Consider the following 17,897-nt stretch of genomic DNA (forward strand, 5'->3'; position numbering starts at 1 on the left):
GTTTGGCGTAAATACTACAACATATCAACGAGACGCGCAATGTCGTCGGCCACGGCCACCGGGGGGCGGGAGGCGTCTACCGTGACGATGTTTTCCCCCTCGCCGAAGACGTCAAACGCCTGGAGAAAACTTTCGCGTACGTGCGTCAGCTTTTCTACCGTCTCGAATAGTTCCGTGTCCTCCGTTCTGGAAGTGATGCGGTCCATACTCGTTTGCGGATCGAGGTCCAGAAAGATCGTCAGATCTGCGGGCAGGGTATGCTTGGCTTGCCGGTTCAGTGCCGCGATCCAGCCGGGGTCAACGTGTTCACTCTGGTAAGCCAGGCTGCTAAAGTAGTAGCGGCTGGCGATGACGTGGTAGCCCGCGGCAAGTTGGGCGAGCAGGCCCTCGGCGGGATGAAAAATGTGCTCCACCCGGTCCGCGGCGAAGAGGGCGGCCAGCGTACGCGGGTCGACGGTCTGCTCGTGGCGGAGAATGCTCCGGATCATGCGGCCGGTGATGAGCTCCGTCGGTTCGGCCGTGAGATAACAGGCCTCCCCCCGGGCCTGGAGGTGATCGCGGAGCATCTCGATCTGAGTGGTCTTACCACTGCCGTCGAGGCCTTCGATCACGATGAAAAGCGGTCGGTGATCCGTCATTCTTCTTCCTTGGGGGCGAACTTGTCCCGCCCGCTGCGATCGACGACCGTAGAACTGGCCTGCTGGGTACCCTGCAGCACCAGATCAAGCACGTTTACGTGGGGCGGTTGGGTGACCATGAAGTGAATGGCCTCGGCCACGTCCTGCGCGCGCAGGGGCTGAAAATCCTCGTAGATCTTGGCGCGTTCGGCATCTCCGTCGAAGCGGACCAGGGCGAACTCCGTTTCCTCCACGTGGGCCGGGCAGATTTGGCCCACCCGTACGCCGTGTTTGACCAGGTCGAGTCGCATGGCGTAGGTCAGGGCATCCACCGCGTGCTTGGTGGCGCAATAGACATTTCCGTTCGGATAAACCTCCTTGCCGGCGGTGCTCGCTACGTTGATGACCATTCCGCGGCCGCGCCGTACCATGCCCGGCGTCACGGCCCGGGTGAGGTAGAGCAGGCCTCGCAGATTCACGTCGATCATCTCGTCCCAGTGATCCAGGGAGCCGGCGTGTATGGGGTCGAAACCCTTGGCTTTACCGGCGTTGTTGATGAGTACGTCGATCGTTCGCCAGGCTTCCGGTAGTGCCGCGATGGCCTGGCCGACGCTCTGCCGGTCCCGTACGTCTAACCGCAAGTGATGGACCTCTACCCCGTGCCGCTCCCGCAGATTGCGGCCGATCTGCTGCAAACGTTCTTCCCGCCGTCCGATCAGCGCCAAACGGTATCCGTCGGCGGCCAACCGGTGGGCGGTGGCCAGACCGATGCCACTCGTAGCTCCGCTGATCAGCACAGTTTTTCCGGCACCCGGTTTGGGCGGGGGCGCGGGAGCGGGCGTTTCCCGGGCCACCAGCATGGCTTCCAACTGCGCGATGTTCTGTTTGAGCGCGGCCAGCGGACCGGCGTCGGGTTCGGGCTGTTCGGGGGTGGCCGCCCCGTAGAAGGCACGTTGGTTAGCGGGGGTATCGTAGGCGGGTTCGAGCGAGGTCGCTACCAGATAATTCTTGCGGGCTTCTTCCCGCTTTCCGGAATCGTACAGTGCCACCGCGAGGCGGTAATGAGCCGGAGCGTGACCGGGGTCCGCGCGGATGGCGCGGCGCAGCATCTTGATGGCTTTGTTCCGTTTCCCGAGCCGGCCCCCGAGGAGTTCAGCGTAACGGTAGAGGGTATCCGCACTTGCCTCGCCGGACTTCACCGCCCGGCGGAGGTAGGCGGCCGCTTCAACGTAATGATCGGGAAAGCGCTCGTCGAGCAGAATGCCCAGGCGTTCGTTCAGCCCGGGGAAAGTAGGTACCACGTCGCTGAGTTGCTCCCAGTCGCTGCGGGCCCTCCGGAAAGCTCCGGCTGCCTCGTGGAGTTCGCCACTGAGAAAGAGGCCGGCCGGATGGTGGGGGTCCCGGTTCAGTAAGGTGTCCACTTCCGCCCGGGCGTCGGTCAGGCGCTCCGCGGACAGGGCGAGCATGAGGGCGTAATTGTACTGTAGGTCCGGGTCCTCGGGTTGGGCATCGCGACTGGTCACCAAAAGGTTCAGCGCGGCCTCTGTCCTTCCCTCATCCGCCAGTTTCCAGGCCTCGCCAATAGGATCGTCGGAGGATTCGACCGGGGCGTTGGGGGGTGGCGCCATGGGAGTATTATCGTTTTGCCGGACGAAGTCGATCAACGGTCCGAAGTTATTCTCAAGAAGTTCGCGGTAGGCGTACCACCCTTCCCGGGCCAGTTTATCCACCACCGCGGGGGCCGTTACGCTGGTTTCCCGAATCTTGCGCAGGTACCGCTCGAACGACGCCCGGTCGGCCTCGGCGTAGGTTTCCGTGTCCCGCCGCAACTCGATGTACCGATCGTGCCAGTGATTGATGTAATGCATCTGTTCGGCCCGGCTGCTGAGTTGGGTCTTCACGACTTCGACGTGGCCTTCTTCCCCGTACTCCACGTCTTCCAGCACCGTACGGAACACCCGACGATCCGCCGTCAGTAGGGCATCGGCGCCGAGCATGCAATTGGGGTTCGTGAGGAAGCGGTCGCTAATCAATAGTACGAGGTCACCGGCAATGTCGTCCAGCCGATCCCGCAGGGGCTCGGCCTCGTTCTCCCGGCCCACCGACAGGTGCGTACAGTTGGCAATCCCCGTCAGGGCCTCCTCCAGCCGGCGGGCCGTGGGTTCGTCGTCGAGGGAATAGGCGAGGGCTACGGAGATCATGAAACGAAATTATGGGGCCGCAAAATAGGCCGCAATCCCCGAAGCGGACGGAAGCGGGAACAGCGTAGATAGCAGGACAAATGCCGCGAACGGACGAAAGTAATGGCGGCTGCCATAAACTAAGCCGTACCTTTGACCTTTCATGTCGGATATGGAAAAACGCAGCTTTACGATCTGGACGCCGCTCGTCTACAGCCTACTATTGGCCATCGGCCTCCTTACGGGCTTCCTGCTAAAAACCGATTCGCCTCTGCTGTCCGTCGGCGGTGGCGGTACCGCCGGGGGAAGCGGCCGCGTCGAACAGTTGATGGGGTACATCGAAGCCCGTTACGTAGACCAACCCAACGAAGACGAACTGTACGAGGCCGCCATCACCGCGGTGCTCGATCACCTCGATCCCCACAGCAGCTACATTCCCCGCGACGAGCTGCAGGCCCTGACCGAAAGCATGGAGGGCAACTTCGAGGGCATCGGTATCGAGTACCTCGTGGTGAACGACACCATTACGGTGGTCAGCGCCCTCCCCGACGGACCGTCCGATAAGGCCGGTATTCTCAGCGGCGATCAGATCATTTACGTCGGTGACAGCCTGGTCGTGAACGTCGAAGAACAGGACATCGATCCCGCCAGTCTGATGCGGGGAACCGGGGGCAGCGAGGTAGGTCTCCGCATTCGCCGCGCCGGACAGGATAAACTGTTGTCGTTCGTAGTCACGCGCGGTCCGATCCCCGTAAACAGCGTGGACGCCGCCTACACCATCGACGACCGGACGGCCTACGTGAAGATCAATCGCTTCAGCCAGAATACTTACGCGGAGTTCATGGCCGCCCTGAAGGAACACCTCGAGCAGGCCGGGGCCCGCGATCTGATCATCGACCTGCGGGGCAACCCCGGAGGATATCTGCAGGAAGCGACCAAACTGCTCAGCGAATTATTTGTCCAGCGCGGCGTACTGCTGGTCTACACCGAAGGGCGCAGCTCCAGTCGGCAGCCGTACAAGTCGTCCGGGCGCGCCCAGTACAACATCCAGAACGTCGCCATTCTGGTGGACGGCGGGTCGGCCAGCGCCAGTGAGATCGTAGCCGGTGCGGTGCAGGATCACGACCGCGGGATCGTCGTCGGCCGCCGTACCTTCGGCAAGGGCCTGGTGCAGGAACAGTACCCACTTTCCGACGGCTCCGCGCTGCGCCTTACGGTAGCCCGCTACTACACCCCGAGCGACCGCAGCATCCAGCGCAATTACGAGGGCGATGAAGACTACCGCGACGACCTGAGCCGTCGCTTCGAAAGTGGGGAACTCACCGGTCGCACGGCCGTACAGGTTGACAGCTCCATGATCTACTATACCGATAACGGACATCCCGTATTCGGAGGCGGGGGCATCACGCCCGATCACTACGTACCGCTGGACAGCAGCCTTAACGACCCGGATTTCCTACGGCTCCGCCAGCAGGTTGCGCCTTACATGTTCACCTACCTGCGCGAACATCCGGAACTGAATGAGCTGACGACGGTTGAAGCCTTCGTACGGAGTTACCGTCCGCAGATGAGCGTAATCACCGGAGAGCTGGCGGAACTCGCCCGCCGCGACTATCCGGACCTGAACCCGGAACTGCCCCCCCACCTGGCTAACGAACTTGAACTTTACTTCCGCTCCCGCCTGGCCCGCCAGTTGTTCGGCCCGACCGCCTTTTACGAGGTGTACAATCGCGAAGACGAGACCGTGCAGGAGGCGCTGCGGCTACTCAACGACAAGGATCCCCTCGCCGCGGCCCGGGGAATCAGCAAGTAGGTCTACTCGGCAATGCCGTCGAAGAGCTGCCAGAGCTGATCGTGACGGGGGGGCTCGGCTACGATTTTCACCTGCTCCTTCTTCACCGGGTGCAAAAACTCCAGACTGCGACTGTGCAGATTGATGTTGCCATCCTCATTAGCCTGGCGAAAACCGTACTTCAGGTCACCCCGGATGGGCGATTCCAGTTGCTGCGCCAGTTGAACGCGGATCTGGTGGGGACGGCCGGTCAGCGGAGTCACTTCCAGGAGGACGTTGGTCCCTACCCGACCGAGTAGCCGGTAGTCCAGGATGGCTTCTTTCGCGCCTTGGTGCCGGTTACTGTTAGCTTTAGGCAGCAACTTACTGATGTTCTTTTTGGCATCTTTATAGATGAACCCCCGCAGCCGGCCCTCGATGGGGGAAGGCTGTTCGGCGACAATGGCCCAGTATTTCTTGGTAACCTTGCGGTCCCGGAAAATCTCCGTCATGCGGGAAAGCGCCTTCGACGTCCGCGCGAACAGGATCACCCCGGAAACCGGCCGGTCCAGGCGGTGAACACTCCCCAGGAAAACCTCCCCGGGCTTGTTGTACCGCAACTTGATGTACTCCTTGGCCAGATCCATCACGGTCACGTCTCCCGTCTCGTCTCCCTGGCTCAGGTACCCGGCCGGCTTGTTGACGGCAATAAGGTGATTGTCTTCGTATAGAACCTGTAAGTGCATGGCTTTGTCTTTATGTCCCCCGGAGGGGGTGGGCAAATAACGCCCCTTCCGCCGGAACGTTAGCCCAAGTTGTTAATTATTATGCCCCCCCCACCCCGTACGCTGACCCTGGGTTTTAGCCCCTGCCCCAACGATACTTTCATTTTCCACGCCCTGCTCCACGGAAAAGTCGATACCGAAGGCCTGTCTTTCTCGCCCACCCTGACCGACGTCGAGGAACTCAACCGACGGGCCTTCCGGGAAGAACTCGACGTGACGAAGCTGAGTTACCACGCCTTCGGCCACCTGACCGGGCAGTACACCCTGCTCAATGCGGGAAGCGCCCTCGGGCGGGGAGTCGGTCCGTTACTGGTAACAAAAAAGGAAAATGTCGGAGGAGTACTTTCACCCACATCGACGATTGCCATCCCGGGGCGGTACACTACCGCCAATTACTTACTAGGATTGGCCTATCCGACCCTGCTCCGGCGGCGGGAGATGATTTTCAGCGATATCGAGGACGCGGTCCTGGAGGGCACGGTGGACGCCGGCGTGTTGATCCACGAAAACCGCTTCACCTACCACGAGCGTGGACTGGAAAAGATCGCCGATCTCGGGGAGTACTGGGAACGTACGACCGGGTACCCCATTCCCCTCGGCGGTATCGCGGTACGTCGTAGTTTCAGCCCGGAACTACGCGCGCGCATCGATCGCGTACTCGCCCGCTCCGTACGCTACGCCTTCGACCACCCCGCCGACAGCCGGGAATACGTAGCCACCCACGCCCAGTCCATGGACCCCGACGTGCGACAGCGTCATATCGAGCTGTACGTGAACGACTACAGCATGAACCTCGGAACCGAGGGCCGGGCCGCCGTCCGTCACTTTCTTGAGGACGGCCGGGGCAAGGGCATCATACCCGCCGGAGCGGACGACTACATTGTATAGTTTTACGTTTCTTTGCGGGCACCAAACTAAAATTACCTTTCCCTATGGCAAAGCAATCTTTCCGGGCCGGCGTGCTCCACGGCGACGAAGTAACCGAAGTCTTTAACTACGCCCAGGCCAATAACTTTGCCCTTCCGGCGGTCAACGTCACGAGCAGCAGCACGGTCAACGCCGCGCTCGAAGCCGCCAAGGCCGTCAACAGCCCCATCATTATCCAGTTCAGCAACGGCGGTGCGCAGTTTTTCGCCGGCAAGAGCCTGGACAACAGCAAGCAGCAGGCCTCCATCGCCGGCGGACTCAGCGGTGCCATGCACGTTCACACCATGGCCGAGGCCTACGGAGTGCCCGTCATCCTGCACACCGACCACTGCGCCAAGAAACTCCTGCCCTGGATCGACGGTCTGCTCGATGCCGGCGAGAAATTCTACGCCAAGCGGGGTATTCCCCTGTACTCCAGCCACATGCTCGACCTGAGTGAGGAACCCCTGGAAGAGAACCTCGAGATCAGCAAGCGCTACTTTGAACGCATGGCCAAGATCGGCATGACCATCGAAATCGAACTCGGCGTCACCGGCGGCGAGGAGGACGGCGTGGACAATACCGACGTCGACAGCAGCCGCCTATACACCCAACCCGAGGAAGTATTCGAAAGCTACCAGACGCTCAGCCAGGTCAGCAATCGCTTTACCATCGCAGCGGCCTTCGGCAACGTGCACGGCGTGTACAAGCCCGGCAACGTGGAGCTCCGCCCCGTCATTCTGAAAAACAGCCAGGAGTACGTGCGCAAAAAACTCAATCTCCAGGAAGATCCCATTCACTTCGTATTCCACGGCGGCTCCGGCTCCAGCCAGGAGGAGATCCGCGAGGCGATCGGATACGGGGCCATCAAGATGAACATCGATACCGACCTGCAGTGGGCCTACTGGGACGGTGTTCGGACCTACGAAGCCGGTAAGCGCGACTTCCTCCAGGCGCAGATCGGCAACCCCGAGGGTGAGGAGAAGCCCAACAAGAAATTCTACGACCCCCGGGTATGGGTCCGCAAGGGTGAGGAAGCTTTCGTCGCCCGCCTCAAGCAGGCCTTCGAAGACCTTAACTGCGTAGATGTCTTAGGAAGCTGATCAGCTGCCCGAGACGAAGCACCTTCGGAAATTTCTCCGGCTTCCAGTACAGCAGGGGGGAACCATTCACCAGAATGTGTACCTCCTGCCGTAATGGGTTGCGCCAGCGGCGCAGGTTACGGTAGTTGATACCCACGTTCAGCGCATTCAGTGCTTTGGTCGCCTCCGCCAGCGCGCTCACCGTCGAACCGTCGATGCGCAGCCGCCCCTTTGCGTCCGTCATCAACCGCAGGGTTTCCCCGGCCGGGGTACGCCATTCGAGATCCGCGTCGATCTCGAGTCGTCCGATTCGGTCGTATACCGCATCGATCATCTCAGCTGTCCGAACGGTCCCGCCGGCTTTCCTTGTCCGCGGTACGGATGCGAATGACGCCGTTCATCTTCCACCGGGCGCGGGTGGCCCCGTCTTCCGTACTGCTGGGTACTTCAACTTCGAAGTTATCGAAGTCGTAGGTGATTTCCGCACCGCGGCCGGTCAGTTTGTCGTACAGCCCGATGGCCAGTTCGGGCCAGGTGTTGGTTTGTTGTTCGTTTGCCATCACTGGATTTTTATTGATTTCAGGGGTGCAACAGCAACTTCCCGCAACTGTTGCGGCAATTACCTTTGGGGCGTGCTCTGGTTCTGTCTTTTTTTGCTCACGATCTGCGTCGCCGGCGTGCTGCACACTTACCTTTTCTACCCGCTGTACGTACGGTGGGCGGCGGCGCGCAGGTGCCCGGCCTCATCCGGAGAAGAGCAATCCACGGACTGGCCCGCCGTTTACGTGGTCATGGCCGTACATAACGAGGCGGCGGTCCTGCCCGAAAAGCTGCGTTCCCTGGCGGACACCGACTATGCGGGTCCCCTCCAGTTTCATTTCCGCAGCGATCAGAGCACGGACGCCACCGACGATCTTCTCCGGCAATTCGCCCGTAGTTTTCCCGACCAGACCTTCGTCACCCGCAATGATCTTCGCACGGGAAAACCGGCCAGCGTGAACCAAATAATCGCCAGCCTTCCCCCCACCGGGGTATACGTACTTACCGACGCCAGCGTGTTCCTCACGCCCACCGCGGTGACCGAACTGGTGAGGCCCATGCTGGCGGACGAGAACATCGGCGTCGTCGATTCCCGCATGGTGCATACGGGTCTGCGCGACAGCGGCGTCAGTCGGCTGGAGGATCGGTACATCGGTCGGGAGGTGGGTATAAAGCAGGCCGAAAGCTGCCTGTGGCAGACGATGATCGGGCCCTTCGGCGGTTGCTGGGCGATCCGCGCCGAAGCCTACCGTCCGGTGCCGCCCGCATTCCTAGTGGATGACTTTTATCTCTGTATGGCCGCTTACGAGGCGGGTTGGCTGGGCGTGGCCAGCGACCGGGCGGTGGTGTACGAAGGCGTCGGACAGCGATTGTCCGATGAATTCCGGCGCAAGCGGCGGATCGGGGCGGGCAACTGGCAGAATTTGCTGCGCTTCCGTCGGCTGTGGTGGCCGCCCCTGCGGGACCCCCTTGCTTTCGCTTTCTTTAGTCACAAGGTGCTGCGTTGGCTCACGCCCCAGTTGCTCCTGGTGGGGGCGGTAGCCTGGCTCGGCGTGATCTTGCTGACGGGCAACTATTGGGCTACCGCCTTGTTTGTGGTGGTGTGCGCTGCCTGCGTGCTGGCGGTGATCGTCGATCCCCTGCTGCACGTCCTGGGTATTCATAGCTCCCGCGTCCGCGCCCTACGCTACTTTTTAGCGATGAACCTGGCGCTGCTCCTCGGATTTTTTCGCTTCTTAAATGGAATTCACAGTAATGTCTGGCAACCTTCTCACCGAAACCAAGACCCCGGAGGCCGCTGAAATACGCGCCAAACTCAATACCATCGAGGAAGCCATTCTCGACATCCGGGCCGGCAAGGTGGTCATCGTTGTCGACGACGAAGACCGGGAAAACGAGGGCGATTTCATCTGCGCCGCCGAGCGCGTCACGCCGGACATCATCACCTTCATGGCTACCCACGGACGGGGCCTCATCTGCACGCCCATCGAGGAACAACGCGCCGATGAGCTCGACCTGCCCATGATGGTCAATACCAACACGGATATTCACGAAACCGCTTTCTCGGTAAGCATCGACCTCATCGGCCACGGATGCACCACCGGCATCAGCAGCTACGACCGGGCCACCTGCATCCGCCGCCTCACCGAACGCAGCGCCCGCCCCACCGACTTTGCCCGCCCCGGCCACGTCTTCCCCCTACGGGCCGTGAAGGGCGGCGTGCTGCGGCGCACCGGCCACACGGAAGCGGCCGTCGATCTGGCCCGTATGGCCAACCTCTTTCCCGCGGGCGTTGTCGTCGAAATCCTCAAGCCCGACGGGACCATGGCCCGTCTACCCGACTTAATCACGTTAGCCGAGCAACACGACCTCAAGATCGTCACGATCGAGGATCTTGTTGCTTACCGCCTGCGTACCGAACGACTCGTGGACGCCGAGTTCAGCATGGAGCTCGAAACTCGCTACGGTCCCTTCCGCCTCACCGCCTACCGGCAAACGACGAACGAGGATGTGCACCTGGCCCTCACCCACGGGGAGTGGCTGCCCGACGAACCGGTACTGACCCGGGTCCATAGTTCCACCAGTAGCCGGGACCTGATGCACAGTCTGCTCAGCGGCTACAGCACCGGACTGCGCGGCCCCCTCGAAAAGATCGCCGAAGCCGGTAAGGGCATTCTGTTGTTCATGCGCCCCCACCAGGATGCGAACGACATCATTGCCGGCCTGCGCCTGCTGAAGTCCCGGATGCAGGACGGAAAATCCGTCCGCCCCCCGGAACCCCGTAGTGAGGAACAACGCGATTTCGGCATCGGCGCGCAGATCCTCCGCGACCTCGGCGTGTCGAAGCTGCGGGTGCTCAGCAACGCGCCCAAGCACCGCATCGGACTGGAGGGTTACGGCCTGGAAATCGTTGAATTCGTAAGTCTGTAAGCGGTTGCCCGCTACCCGGGGCGGTGTATATTTGCGGCAAATTACAGTCGTATGGGACGTGCATTCGAATACCGCAAAGCCCGCAAAATGAAGCGGTGGGCCGGTATGGCCAAGGCCTTCACCAAGGTGGGGCGGGAGATTAACATCGCCATTAAGGAAGGTGGGCCCGACCCCGACTACAACCCCCGGCTGCGCCTGGCAATCGCCAACGCCAAGGCCGTCAATATGCCGAAGGCGAACGTGGATGCGGCCATCAAACGCGCCACGGACAAGGATTCCGCCAACTACGATGAGGTAACCTTCGAGGGCTACGGTCCGCACGGCATCGCCATTCTGGTCGAGGCCACCTCCGACAACAATAACCGGACGGTAGCCAATATCCGTCACGTATTTTCCAAGTACGGTGGCAGCATGGGCGTCAATGGATCGGTCGACTACATGTTCTCCCGCAAGGGTCAGTTTAAGGTGAAAGCCGCGAACCTCAAGGGCGACCTCGAAGAGATCGAACTTGAACTGATCGACGCCGGTCTCGACAGCATCGAGCAGGACGAGGATGAGATCACCTTCTACACCGCCTTCGAAGACTTCGGGAAGTTCCAGCACGAGCTGGAGGAACGGGGCATCGTGGTGGACAATGCCGAACTGGTGCGGATCCCCAGCCACACCAAGGAACTCTCCGACGCGGAAGCGGACGCCGTCATCAAGCTCATCGATATGCTCGAGGAGGACGACGACGTAGCGAACGTATTCCACACGATGGACGAGAGCGAGGATTAAGGCCAGGATGCACGGTACTCTGAAAGACTATATCCAACAACTGGAGAGTCCCGCGCCGGCGGACTGGCCCTACGTCGTCCGCTCACCCGGGCGCATCAACCTGATCGGCGAGCATACGGACTATACCGGCGGACTGGTCATGCCGGCATCCATCAACTACAGCATTCACTTCGTCGCCCGACCGCTGGAGCAGCCGGAGTGGCGATTACACGCGGTCGACATTGGCGAAACCTATACCCTGCCCCTGCCCATCAACGGCCGTACGGATCGGTTGTGGGTGGATTACCTGGCGGGCATCGGAACCCAGTTTCAGGACCAGGGCCACTTCCTGCCCGGCCTGGAGATCGTGTTCGGCGGCGACCTGCCCCGCGGATCCGGGATGAGCAGCTCGGCGGCCCTGGAGGGCGGACTGGCATTTCTGCTTAACGAACTACTCTCCGCCGGGCTCAGTCGCCCGAAACTCGCCCGGCTTTGTCAGCGCTCGAGCAACACCTTCCTCGGCATCCCTTCGGGGATTATGGACCAGTACGCCAGCCTCAACGGGCGCGCGGAAGGTCCCATCGTGCTTAACTGCCATACCCTGGAATCGGAGCCCGTCAAGAACGCCCATTCCGGCTACCAACTCGTACTGGTCAATTCCATGGTTTCCCACGACCTGAGCGACGGTGCTTACGGCCGGCGGGTGGCGGAATGCGACGAAGCACTACGGGTCGTACGCGAAAAGTATCCCGAAGTTAGCCATCTGAGTGCCGCCAGCGAGGACCAACTGAACGTCGTGGCGGACAACATGACGCCCACCGTGGAGAAACGGGCCCGCTACGTGATCCAAGAAAACGAAAGGGTCCGGCGGGCAATTACCGCCATGGAGGCCGGCAACGCTACCGAATTCGGCCGCTTGCTCAATGAGAGTCATCGGGGGCTCAGCGAGGATTATGCTGTGAGTTGTCTGGAACTAGATTTTTTGCAACAAACGGCGATCTCGGTCGTCGGAGTAGCCGGCGCCCGCATGATGGGGGGCGGATTTGGCGGTTGCACCATAAATTTAGTCAAAACGGAAGCGTTGTCGGACTTTCGGACCGAAATCACCCGGGCGTACCGTCAGGAATTCGGTACCGAACCGGAGGTTTATCCGGTGGAGCTCACCGCGGGTACCTCCTTCATTTAGAGCACCTTTTGCAGCGCGCGTTCAATCGACGCGGCACCCCGCAAACCTACCTCGGCGATCTTGCCTTCCCGATCGATAAGGAAGGTAGCCGGGATACCCCGGACGCCGTACTTGGCGGAGGCTTCTCCGCTCCACCGCTTGAGTTCACTGCCGTGATTCTCCCACACCAGTCCGTCCTGTTCGATGGCCTGGATCCACTTTTGCCGCTCGTTACGCTTGGCGATCTCCACCTGCTCGGGCGTCAGCCGCGCGGCCTGGGAGTTGTCGATACCGTCAAGCGAGACGCTGTAGATGGTGAAACCTTCATCCTTGTAGCGGTTATACACCTTCACGACATTAGGATTTTCCCGGCGACAGGGGCCGCACCAGGCGGCCCAGAAGTCGAGCAGTACCACCTGACCGCGCAGGTCGGATAGAGCATAGGTGTTCCCGTCGGGACCCTGAAGTTCGATGTCGGGGGCCGGCTGGCCGGGTTGAATAAGTCGCTGGCTCTTTTCGAAGGCGATCTGCTGCTTCACCTGCTCCACGTACTCGCCGTAGGCACTCCGACTGGCATCACCCTCCGGTAGGCGGGCGAGTACTTCCTCGTGTACGGGCAGCGCGTCCTCACCGGCCCGGAGCAATGCGCTAAAGGTGATGAAGGCGGCAGTAAACGGATTATCGACCTCACTCACCAGTTTACGAAACTCGTCGATACTCTCCACCTCCCGGGCGTCCTTCATCACCTTAGCCGTTTCGGCGGCGGAGGGTGACCCCTCGATCTCGAAGTCGTAGGTTCCGAAGGTGCCGACGTCTCCGTCGATCTTGATGTGGCCGTCACGGTCATCCAGCGCCAGGGTAGCTTTCTGTGCCCCCACCCGTATTTGGTAGAGACCGTCGCGGAGGGGTTCCGCGAAGGCGAAGGTGAACTTACCGTCGGCACCGATGGTGGCGTTTTTCAGCATTTCCTTTTCGCCGCCGATGGTGATCCGGTCGAGGTTGGCCGTCAGACCGTTGGCGTTGTCCAGTTCCACGTCGATCGTGGTGCCGTCGGTACGCGCGTCCCGATCGCAGCCGTAGAAGATCGTCAGGGCGGTGAACAGCAAAAGTTGGAGGTGGCGCATCGCTACGGTTTTACTAGGAAAAAGGATTTAGCCGGGCCTTTAGTTGAATCAGGATTCCAGAATGCCGGCCAGCGTGTCGTTGTACAGGGCCTCCCACTCCAGCAGATTCCCCCAGTCCTCGCCGTCGACCGTAATATCGTCGCCCTCGACGCGGCCAAGGACGGTGAATCCTATGCCATGTTCCCGGAGCAAATCCTCCAGATCGCCCGTCCGCGACTCGTCGGCGGTGACGACTACCCTACCCTGCGCTTCGCCGAAGAGGAAGGCGTCCTTGCGCATACCGGGATCGGTATCCAGCGTAAATCCGTGGCCGCCTTCGATGGCCGACTCACACAGCGACTGGAACAGGCCGCCGTCACTGACATCGTGCGCACTTTTGACGTGCTGACCACGGATAGCCGACAGAATGGCACCGTGCAGTTTTATTTCCTTCTCCAGGTCGAAGTGCGGCACCTTACTGTGCTCGACGCCGTGAATCGTCCGTAGATATTCCGATGAGCCCAGGTCTTCGACGTTATCGCCGACCAGGTAGATCACGTCGTCCTGTTCCTTGAATCCCAGCGTCATGGTACGCTTCACGTTATCCACTACGCCGAGCATCCCGATGGTGGGGGTCGGGTACACCGGTTCGATGCGTCCGCCCTCGTACTGCGACTGATTGTAGAAACTGACGTTGCCGCCGGTCACCGGGGTATTGAAGGCCCGGCAGGCCTCACCCATGCCCTTAATGGCGTTGACGAACTGGTAGAAAGCTTCCGGATTGTAGGGGTTCCCGAAGTTCAGGCAGTTGGTGATCGCGACCGGCTCTCCCCCCGAACAGGCAATGTTCCGGGCGGCTTCCGCCACGGCGATCATGGCACCTACGTAAGGGTCCGCGTACACGTAAGCGGAGTTGCAATCGGTAGTGACCGCCAGGGCTTTATCCGTTCCCTTCACCCGCACCAGCGCGGCGTCGGACGGGCGGTTCTCGCTCATGCTGTTGGTTCGTACCGTACCGTCGTACTGCTCCGTGACCCAGTTTTTGGATACGAGGCTGGGCGCTTTGAATAGCTTGACGGCGGCGGCGCGCAGGTTCTGTGGAACGTCCACGGAAGCAGGATCGAATTGGTCGATCTTATCCAGGTAGGCCGGTCGCCGGGTTTCCCGTTCGTAGACCGGGGCACCTCCACCCAGTACGAGGGGCTCAGCGGGTACCTCCGCGACCAGTTCTCCACCGGCGAAAAATTCCAGTCGACCCGTATCGGTTACTTCACCGATTTGCTCACACTCCAGATCCCACTTGTCGAAAACGGCCAGCAGTTCTTCCTCCCGTCCCTTGTGGCAGACGATGAGCATACGCTCCTGACTCTCGCTCAGCAGGATCTCCCAGGGCTTCATATCGGATTGACGCGTCGGGACCTTGTCCAAGTCGATACGCATACCGGTGCCGGACTTGGCGCTCATTTCCGAGGTAGAGCAGGTAATACCCGCGGCACCCATATCCTGCATACCGACTACGGCTCCGGTCGCGATGACCTCCAGGCTGGCCTCTAGCAGAAGCTTCTCCTGGAAAGGGTCGCCCACCTGTACGGCGGGCAGGTCTTCGGCGCTGTCTTCCGTCAGGTCGGCCGAGGCGAAGGTGGCGCCGTGGATACCGTCCTTACCGGTGGCGGAACCGACGATGAACACGGGGTTGCCCGGTCCGTCGGCGGCGGCGGAGACGGTCTCTCCTACCCGCACGATGCCTACCGACATGGCGTTTACGAGGATATTCTGATTGTAGCTGGGGTGGAAATACACCTCGCCGCCGACGACGGGAACGCCGAAGCAGTTACCGTAATCGCCGATTCCCTTGACCACTCCCGCCACGAGGTGCTTCGTGTGGGCCAGATTAGGATCGCCGAACCGCAGACTGTTGAGGGATGCGATCGGGCGGGCCCCCATGGTAAAGATGTCGCGGTGAATACCGCCTACGCCGGTGGCCGCGCCCTGGTAGGGTTCGATGGCCGAGGGGTGATTGTGACTTTCGATCTTGAAGGCACAGGCCAGACCGCCCCCGATGTCAACCAGGCCGGCGTTCTCTTCGCCAGCCTCGACGAGCAGTCGCTCTCCTTCCCGGGGAAGGGTCTTGAGCCACATGATGGAGTTCTTATACGAGCAGTGCTCCGACCACATGACCGAAAAAATGCTGAGCTCGTTAAAGTTGGGGGTGCGCCCCATGATTTCTTCGATCCGGTTGAATTCTTCCGCGGTGAGTCCGAGGTTCTTGGCGACCTCTACGTCTACTACCTGCACGCTGCTTGCCGTGGCCATGGGCTGAGATTTGTTGAAGGGGCAAAAGTAGTCAATATGTGCTTGCGGAGCCCCCCCCGTCCTGCGGCTGACATTTTGACCGCCGCCCCCCGGTGGCACGGTCTTCGTACCGCCCCAGCGGTGTCGAGCCCGACTCGACACCGGAATTAACCTAATTGTCAACTAAACCATTCCATACATGAAGCCGATCAACGATCGCGTAGTGGTAAAGCCCGCACCCGCAGAAGAGAAAACCAGTGGAGGTATCATCGTTCCCGATACCGCAAAAGAAAAGCCCCAACGGGGTGAAGTCATTGCCGTCGGCCCCGGAAAGGAGGGCAACGCCATGACGGTTAGCGTCGGTGACGTGGTCCTTTACGGTAAGTATGCCGGACAGGAGCTGAAGCACGAAGGGCAGGATCTGCTCATCATGCGCGAAGATGATATTCTCATCATCCTCTAGTGACAGGTATTGTCATATCCCATTAAAACTCTAAAATCATAATCAATTATGGCTAAGGAAATTAGCTTTGACCGCGTCGCACGAGAAAAACTGCGCAGCGGTGTAGACGCCCTCGCGAATGCCGTGAAGGTCACACTCGGCCCCAAGGGTCGGAACGTAGTTATCCAGAAATCTTTCGGTGCCCCCCAGATCACTAAGGACGGAGTAACGGTCGCCAAGGAAGTCGAACTCGAAGACTCGGTCGCCAACATGGGCGCCCAGATGGTCAAGGAGGTCGCCAGCAAGACCGCCGATATCGCCGGTGACGGTACCACGACCGCCACGGTCCTGGCACAGGCCATGATCCAGGCAGGCCTCAAGAACGTAACCGCCGGTGCCAACCCCATGGACCTCAAGCGGGGCATCGACCTGGCTACCAAGAAGGTGATCGAGCACTTGAAGTCCCAGAGCGAGGTCGTCGGTGACGATTTCGGTAAGATCCAGCAGGTCGCCGCCATTTCGGCCAACAACGACAACGAGATCGGAAGCCTGATCGCCGACGCCATGCGTCGCGTGAGCAAGGATGGCGTGATCACCGTCGAGGAAGCCAAGGGTACCGACACTTACGTGGAGGAAGTCATGGGTATGCAGTTTGACCGCGGCTACCTGAGCCCCTACTTCGTGACCGACACGGAGAGCATGACCACCGAATACGAGAACCCCTACGTACTGATCCACGACAAGAAGATCAGTAACATGCAGGACATCGTTCCCATCCTCGAGCAGGTCATCCAGAGCGGCCGTCCGCTGCTCATCATCGCCGAAGACATCGAAAGCCAGGCGCTGGGAGTCCTCGTCGTAAACCGCCTCCGCGCTCAGCTGAAGGTCGTGGCCGTGAAAGCTCCCGGCTTCGGTGACCGTCGCAAGGCCATGCTCGAAGACATCGCCGTCCTGACCGGCGGTACCGTCATCAGCGAGGAGAAGGGCTACAAGCTCGACCAGACCAGCCTCGACCTGCTCGGCAGCGCCGAGAAGATCACCGTCGATAAGGACAACACCACCATCGTCAATGGTGCCGGCGACGAAGGTCAGATCAACGGTCGCGTCAACCAGATCAAGCAGCAGATTGAAACCACCACCTCGGACTACGACCGCGAAAAGCTCCAGGAGCGCCTCGCCAAGTTGGCCGGTGGAGTCGCCGTCCTCTACGTCGGTGCCGCTACCGAAGTCGAGATGAAGGAGAAGAAGGATCGCGTCGACGATGCGCTCCACGCTACCCGTGCCGCCGTCGAGGAAGGCATCGTAGCCGGAGGCGGAGTCGCCCTGGTACGCGCCATCGACAGCCTGGAAGGGCTCGAAGGTGAGAACGAGGACCAGAAGATCGGCATCCAGATCGTCCGTAAGGCACTGGAGGCTCCCCTGCGTACCATCGTCGACAACGCCGGCGTGGAAGGTAGCGTCGTGCTGCAGAGCGTCCGGACCAATACCGGAAGCTACGGCTACAACGCCCGCACCGGAGAATACGAAGACCTGAAGAAGGCGGGCGTCATCGACCCCACCAAGGTTACCCGTATTGCACTGGAGAATGCCTCTTCGATCGCCGGTATGGTACTGACGACCGAGTGTGTCATCAACGACATGCCCGAGCCGGAAGGTGCTGGTGGCGGCGGCCATTCCCACGGAGGAATGGGTGGCGGCATGGGCGGCATGATGTAATCAGCCCCCCGCAACCTACAGAGAACCCCGGTTGGCTTCGGCCGACCGGGGTTTTTTCATTCACTATTTGTCCCGCGCGCTCAACACTATGCGCCGCCCGTGATTTACTTGC

The 17,897-nt window shown here is 60.7% G+C and carries 16 protein-coding genes; 9 read left to right on the forward strand and 7 right to left on the reverse strand.

The window, feature by feature from the left end; translation table 11 throughout:
• Positions 1–14: 14 nt before the first annotated feature.
• Together tmk and NMA52_RS04970 are read right to left on the reverse strand one after the other, a co-directional pair.
• On the reverse strand, positions 15–638 hold the full coding sequence (gene tmk / locus NMA52_RS04965) for a dTMP kinase (RefSeq protein WP_254826543.1): 624 nt from the start codon (positions 636–638) through the stop codon (positions 15–17).
• Entirely contained in the window at positions 635–2,818 is a 2,184-nt protein-coding gene (locus NMA52_RS04970) for an SDR family NAD(P)-dependent oxidoreductase (RefSeq protein ID WP_254826544.1), read from the reverse strand. The genes tmk and NMA52_RS04970 overlap by 4 nt, the downstream gene beginning before the upstream one ends.
• 142 nt (positions 2,819–2,960) lie before the next feature.
• On the opposite strand from NMA52_RS04970, the gene NMA52_RS04975 reads away from it, so the two are divergent.
• Complete coding sequence (locus NMA52_RS04975; RefSeq protein WP_254826545.1) at positions 2,961–4,610, forward strand: S41 family peptidase; 1,650 nt, start codon at positions 2,961–2,963, stop codon at positions 4,608–4,610.
• Between the two features lie 2 nt (positions 4,611–4,612).
• Here the strand turns inward: NMA52_RS04975 and NMA52_RS04980 are convergent, their stop codons facing one another.
• Positions 4,613–5,314, reverse strand: coding sequence for an RluA family pseudouridine synthase (locus NMA52_RS04980; protein WP_254826546.1), 702 nt, complete (start codon positions 5,312–5,314; stop codon positions 4,613–4,615).
• A gap of 81 nt (positions 5,315–5,395) precedes the next feature.
• On the opposite strand from NMA52_RS04980, the gene NMA52_RS04985 reads away from it, so the two are divergent.
• Both NMA52_RS04985 and fbaA read left to right on the forward strand, forming a co-directional pair.
• A complete protein-coding gene (locus NMA52_RS04985) occupies positions 5,396–6,241 on the forward strand; it encodes a 1,4-dihydroxy-6-naphthoate synthase (protein ID WP_254826547.1) in 846 nt (281 codons plus the stop codon).
• 44 nt (positions 6,242–6,285) lie between these two features.
• A complete protein-coding gene (fbaA, locus tag NMA52_RS04990) occupies positions 6,286–7,362 on the forward strand; it encodes a class II fructose-bisphosphate aldolase (protein WP_254826548.1) in 1,077 nt (358 codons plus the stop codon).
• Here the strand turns inward: fbaA and NMA52_RS04995 are convergent.
• Positions 7,334–7,675 carry a hypothetical protein gene (locus NMA52_RS04995; RefSeq protein WP_254826549.1) on the reverse strand — a complete coding sequence of 114 codons (342 nt, stop codon included), beginning with the start codon at positions 7,673–7,675 and terminating at the stop codon, positions 7,334–7,336. The two genes, fbaA and NMA52_RS04995, sit on opposite strands and share 29 nt — an antisense overlap.
• Position 7,676: 1 nt before the next feature.
• Positions 7,677–7,901: a hypothetical protein gene (locus NMA52_RS05000; protein WP_254826550.1), complete on the reverse strand. Its 225-nt coding sequence runs from the start codon at positions 7,899–7,901 to the stop codon at positions 7,677–7,679.
• A gap of 72 nt (positions 7,902–7,973) precedes the next feature.
• Here NMA52_RS05000 and NMA52_RS05005 point away from each other — a divergent pair, with 72 nt between their 5' ends.
• Genes NMA52_RS05005 through galK form a run of 4 tightly spaced genes read left to right on the forward strand, consistent with a single transcriptional unit; the run spans position 7,974 to position 12,253 of the window.
• Complete coding sequence (locus tag NMA52_RS05005) at positions 7,974–9,182, forward strand: glycosyltransferase (RefSeq protein WP_254826551.1); 1,209 nt, start codon at positions 7,974–7,976, stop codon at positions 9,180–9,182.
• Entirely contained in the window at positions 9,136–10,311 is a 1,176-nt protein-coding gene (gene ribB / locus NMA52_RS05010) for a 3,4-dihydroxy-2-butanone-4-phosphate synthase (RefSeq protein ID WP_254826552.1), read from the forward strand. Before NMA52_RS05005 ends, ribB begins: the two co-directional genes overlap by 47 nt.
• Positions 10,312–10,362: 51 nt before the next feature.
• Complete coding sequence (locus NMA52_RS05015) at positions 10,363–11,088, forward strand: YebC/PmpR family DNA-binding transcriptional regulator (protein WP_254826553.1); 726 nt, start codon at positions 10,363–10,365, stop codon at positions 11,086–11,088.
• A gap of 7 nt (positions 11,089–11,095) precedes the next feature.
• Entirely contained in the window at positions 11,096–12,253 is a 1,158-nt protein-coding gene (gene galK, locus NMA52_RS05020; protein WP_254826554.1) for a galactokinase, read from the forward strand.
• Here the strand turns inward: galK and NMA52_RS05025 are convergent.
• Positions 12,250–13,356 (reverse strand): TlpA disulfide reductase family protein, encoded by a 1,107-nt coding sequence (locus tag NMA52_RS05025; RefSeq protein ID WP_254826555.1) that lies wholly within the window; start codon positions 13,354–13,356, stop codon positions 12,250–12,252. The genes galK and NMA52_RS05025 overlap by 4 nt on opposite strands.
• A 48-nt stretch (positions 13,357–13,404) precedes the next feature.
• Entirely contained in the window at positions 13,405–15,648 is a 2,244-nt protein-coding gene (purL, locus tag NMA52_RS05030; RefSeq protein WP_254826556.1) for a phosphoribosylformylglycinamidine synthase subunit PurL, read from the reverse strand.
• Between the two features lie 178 nt (positions 15,649–15,826).
• Between purL and groES the strand changes: the two genes are divergently transcribed.
• Together groES and groL are read left to right on the forward strand one after the other, a co-directional pair.
• The gene (gene groES / locus NMA52_RS05035) at positions 15,827–16,090 is read left to right on the forward strand and encodes a co-chaperone GroES (protein ID WP_254826557.1); all 264 of its coding nucleotides are present in this window, start codon (positions 15,827–15,829) and stop codon (positions 16,088–16,090) included.
• A 48-nt stretch (positions 16,091–16,138) separates the two neighbouring features.
• Positions 16,139–17,785 carry a chaperonin GroEL gene (gene groL, locus NMA52_RS05040; RefSeq protein ID WP_256534137.1) on the forward strand — a complete coding sequence of 549 codons (1,647 nt, stop codon included), beginning with the start codon at positions 16,139–16,141 and terminating at the stop codon, positions 17,783–17,785.
• Positions 17,786–17,897: the final 112 nt, after the last annotated feature.

Origin of the sequence: Lewinella sp. JB7 (assembly GCF_024297185.1) — a bacterium.
In the GTDB taxonomy this organism is placed as follows: domain Bacteria; phylum Bacteroidota; class Bacteroidia; order Chitinophagales; family Saprospiraceae; genus Neolewinella.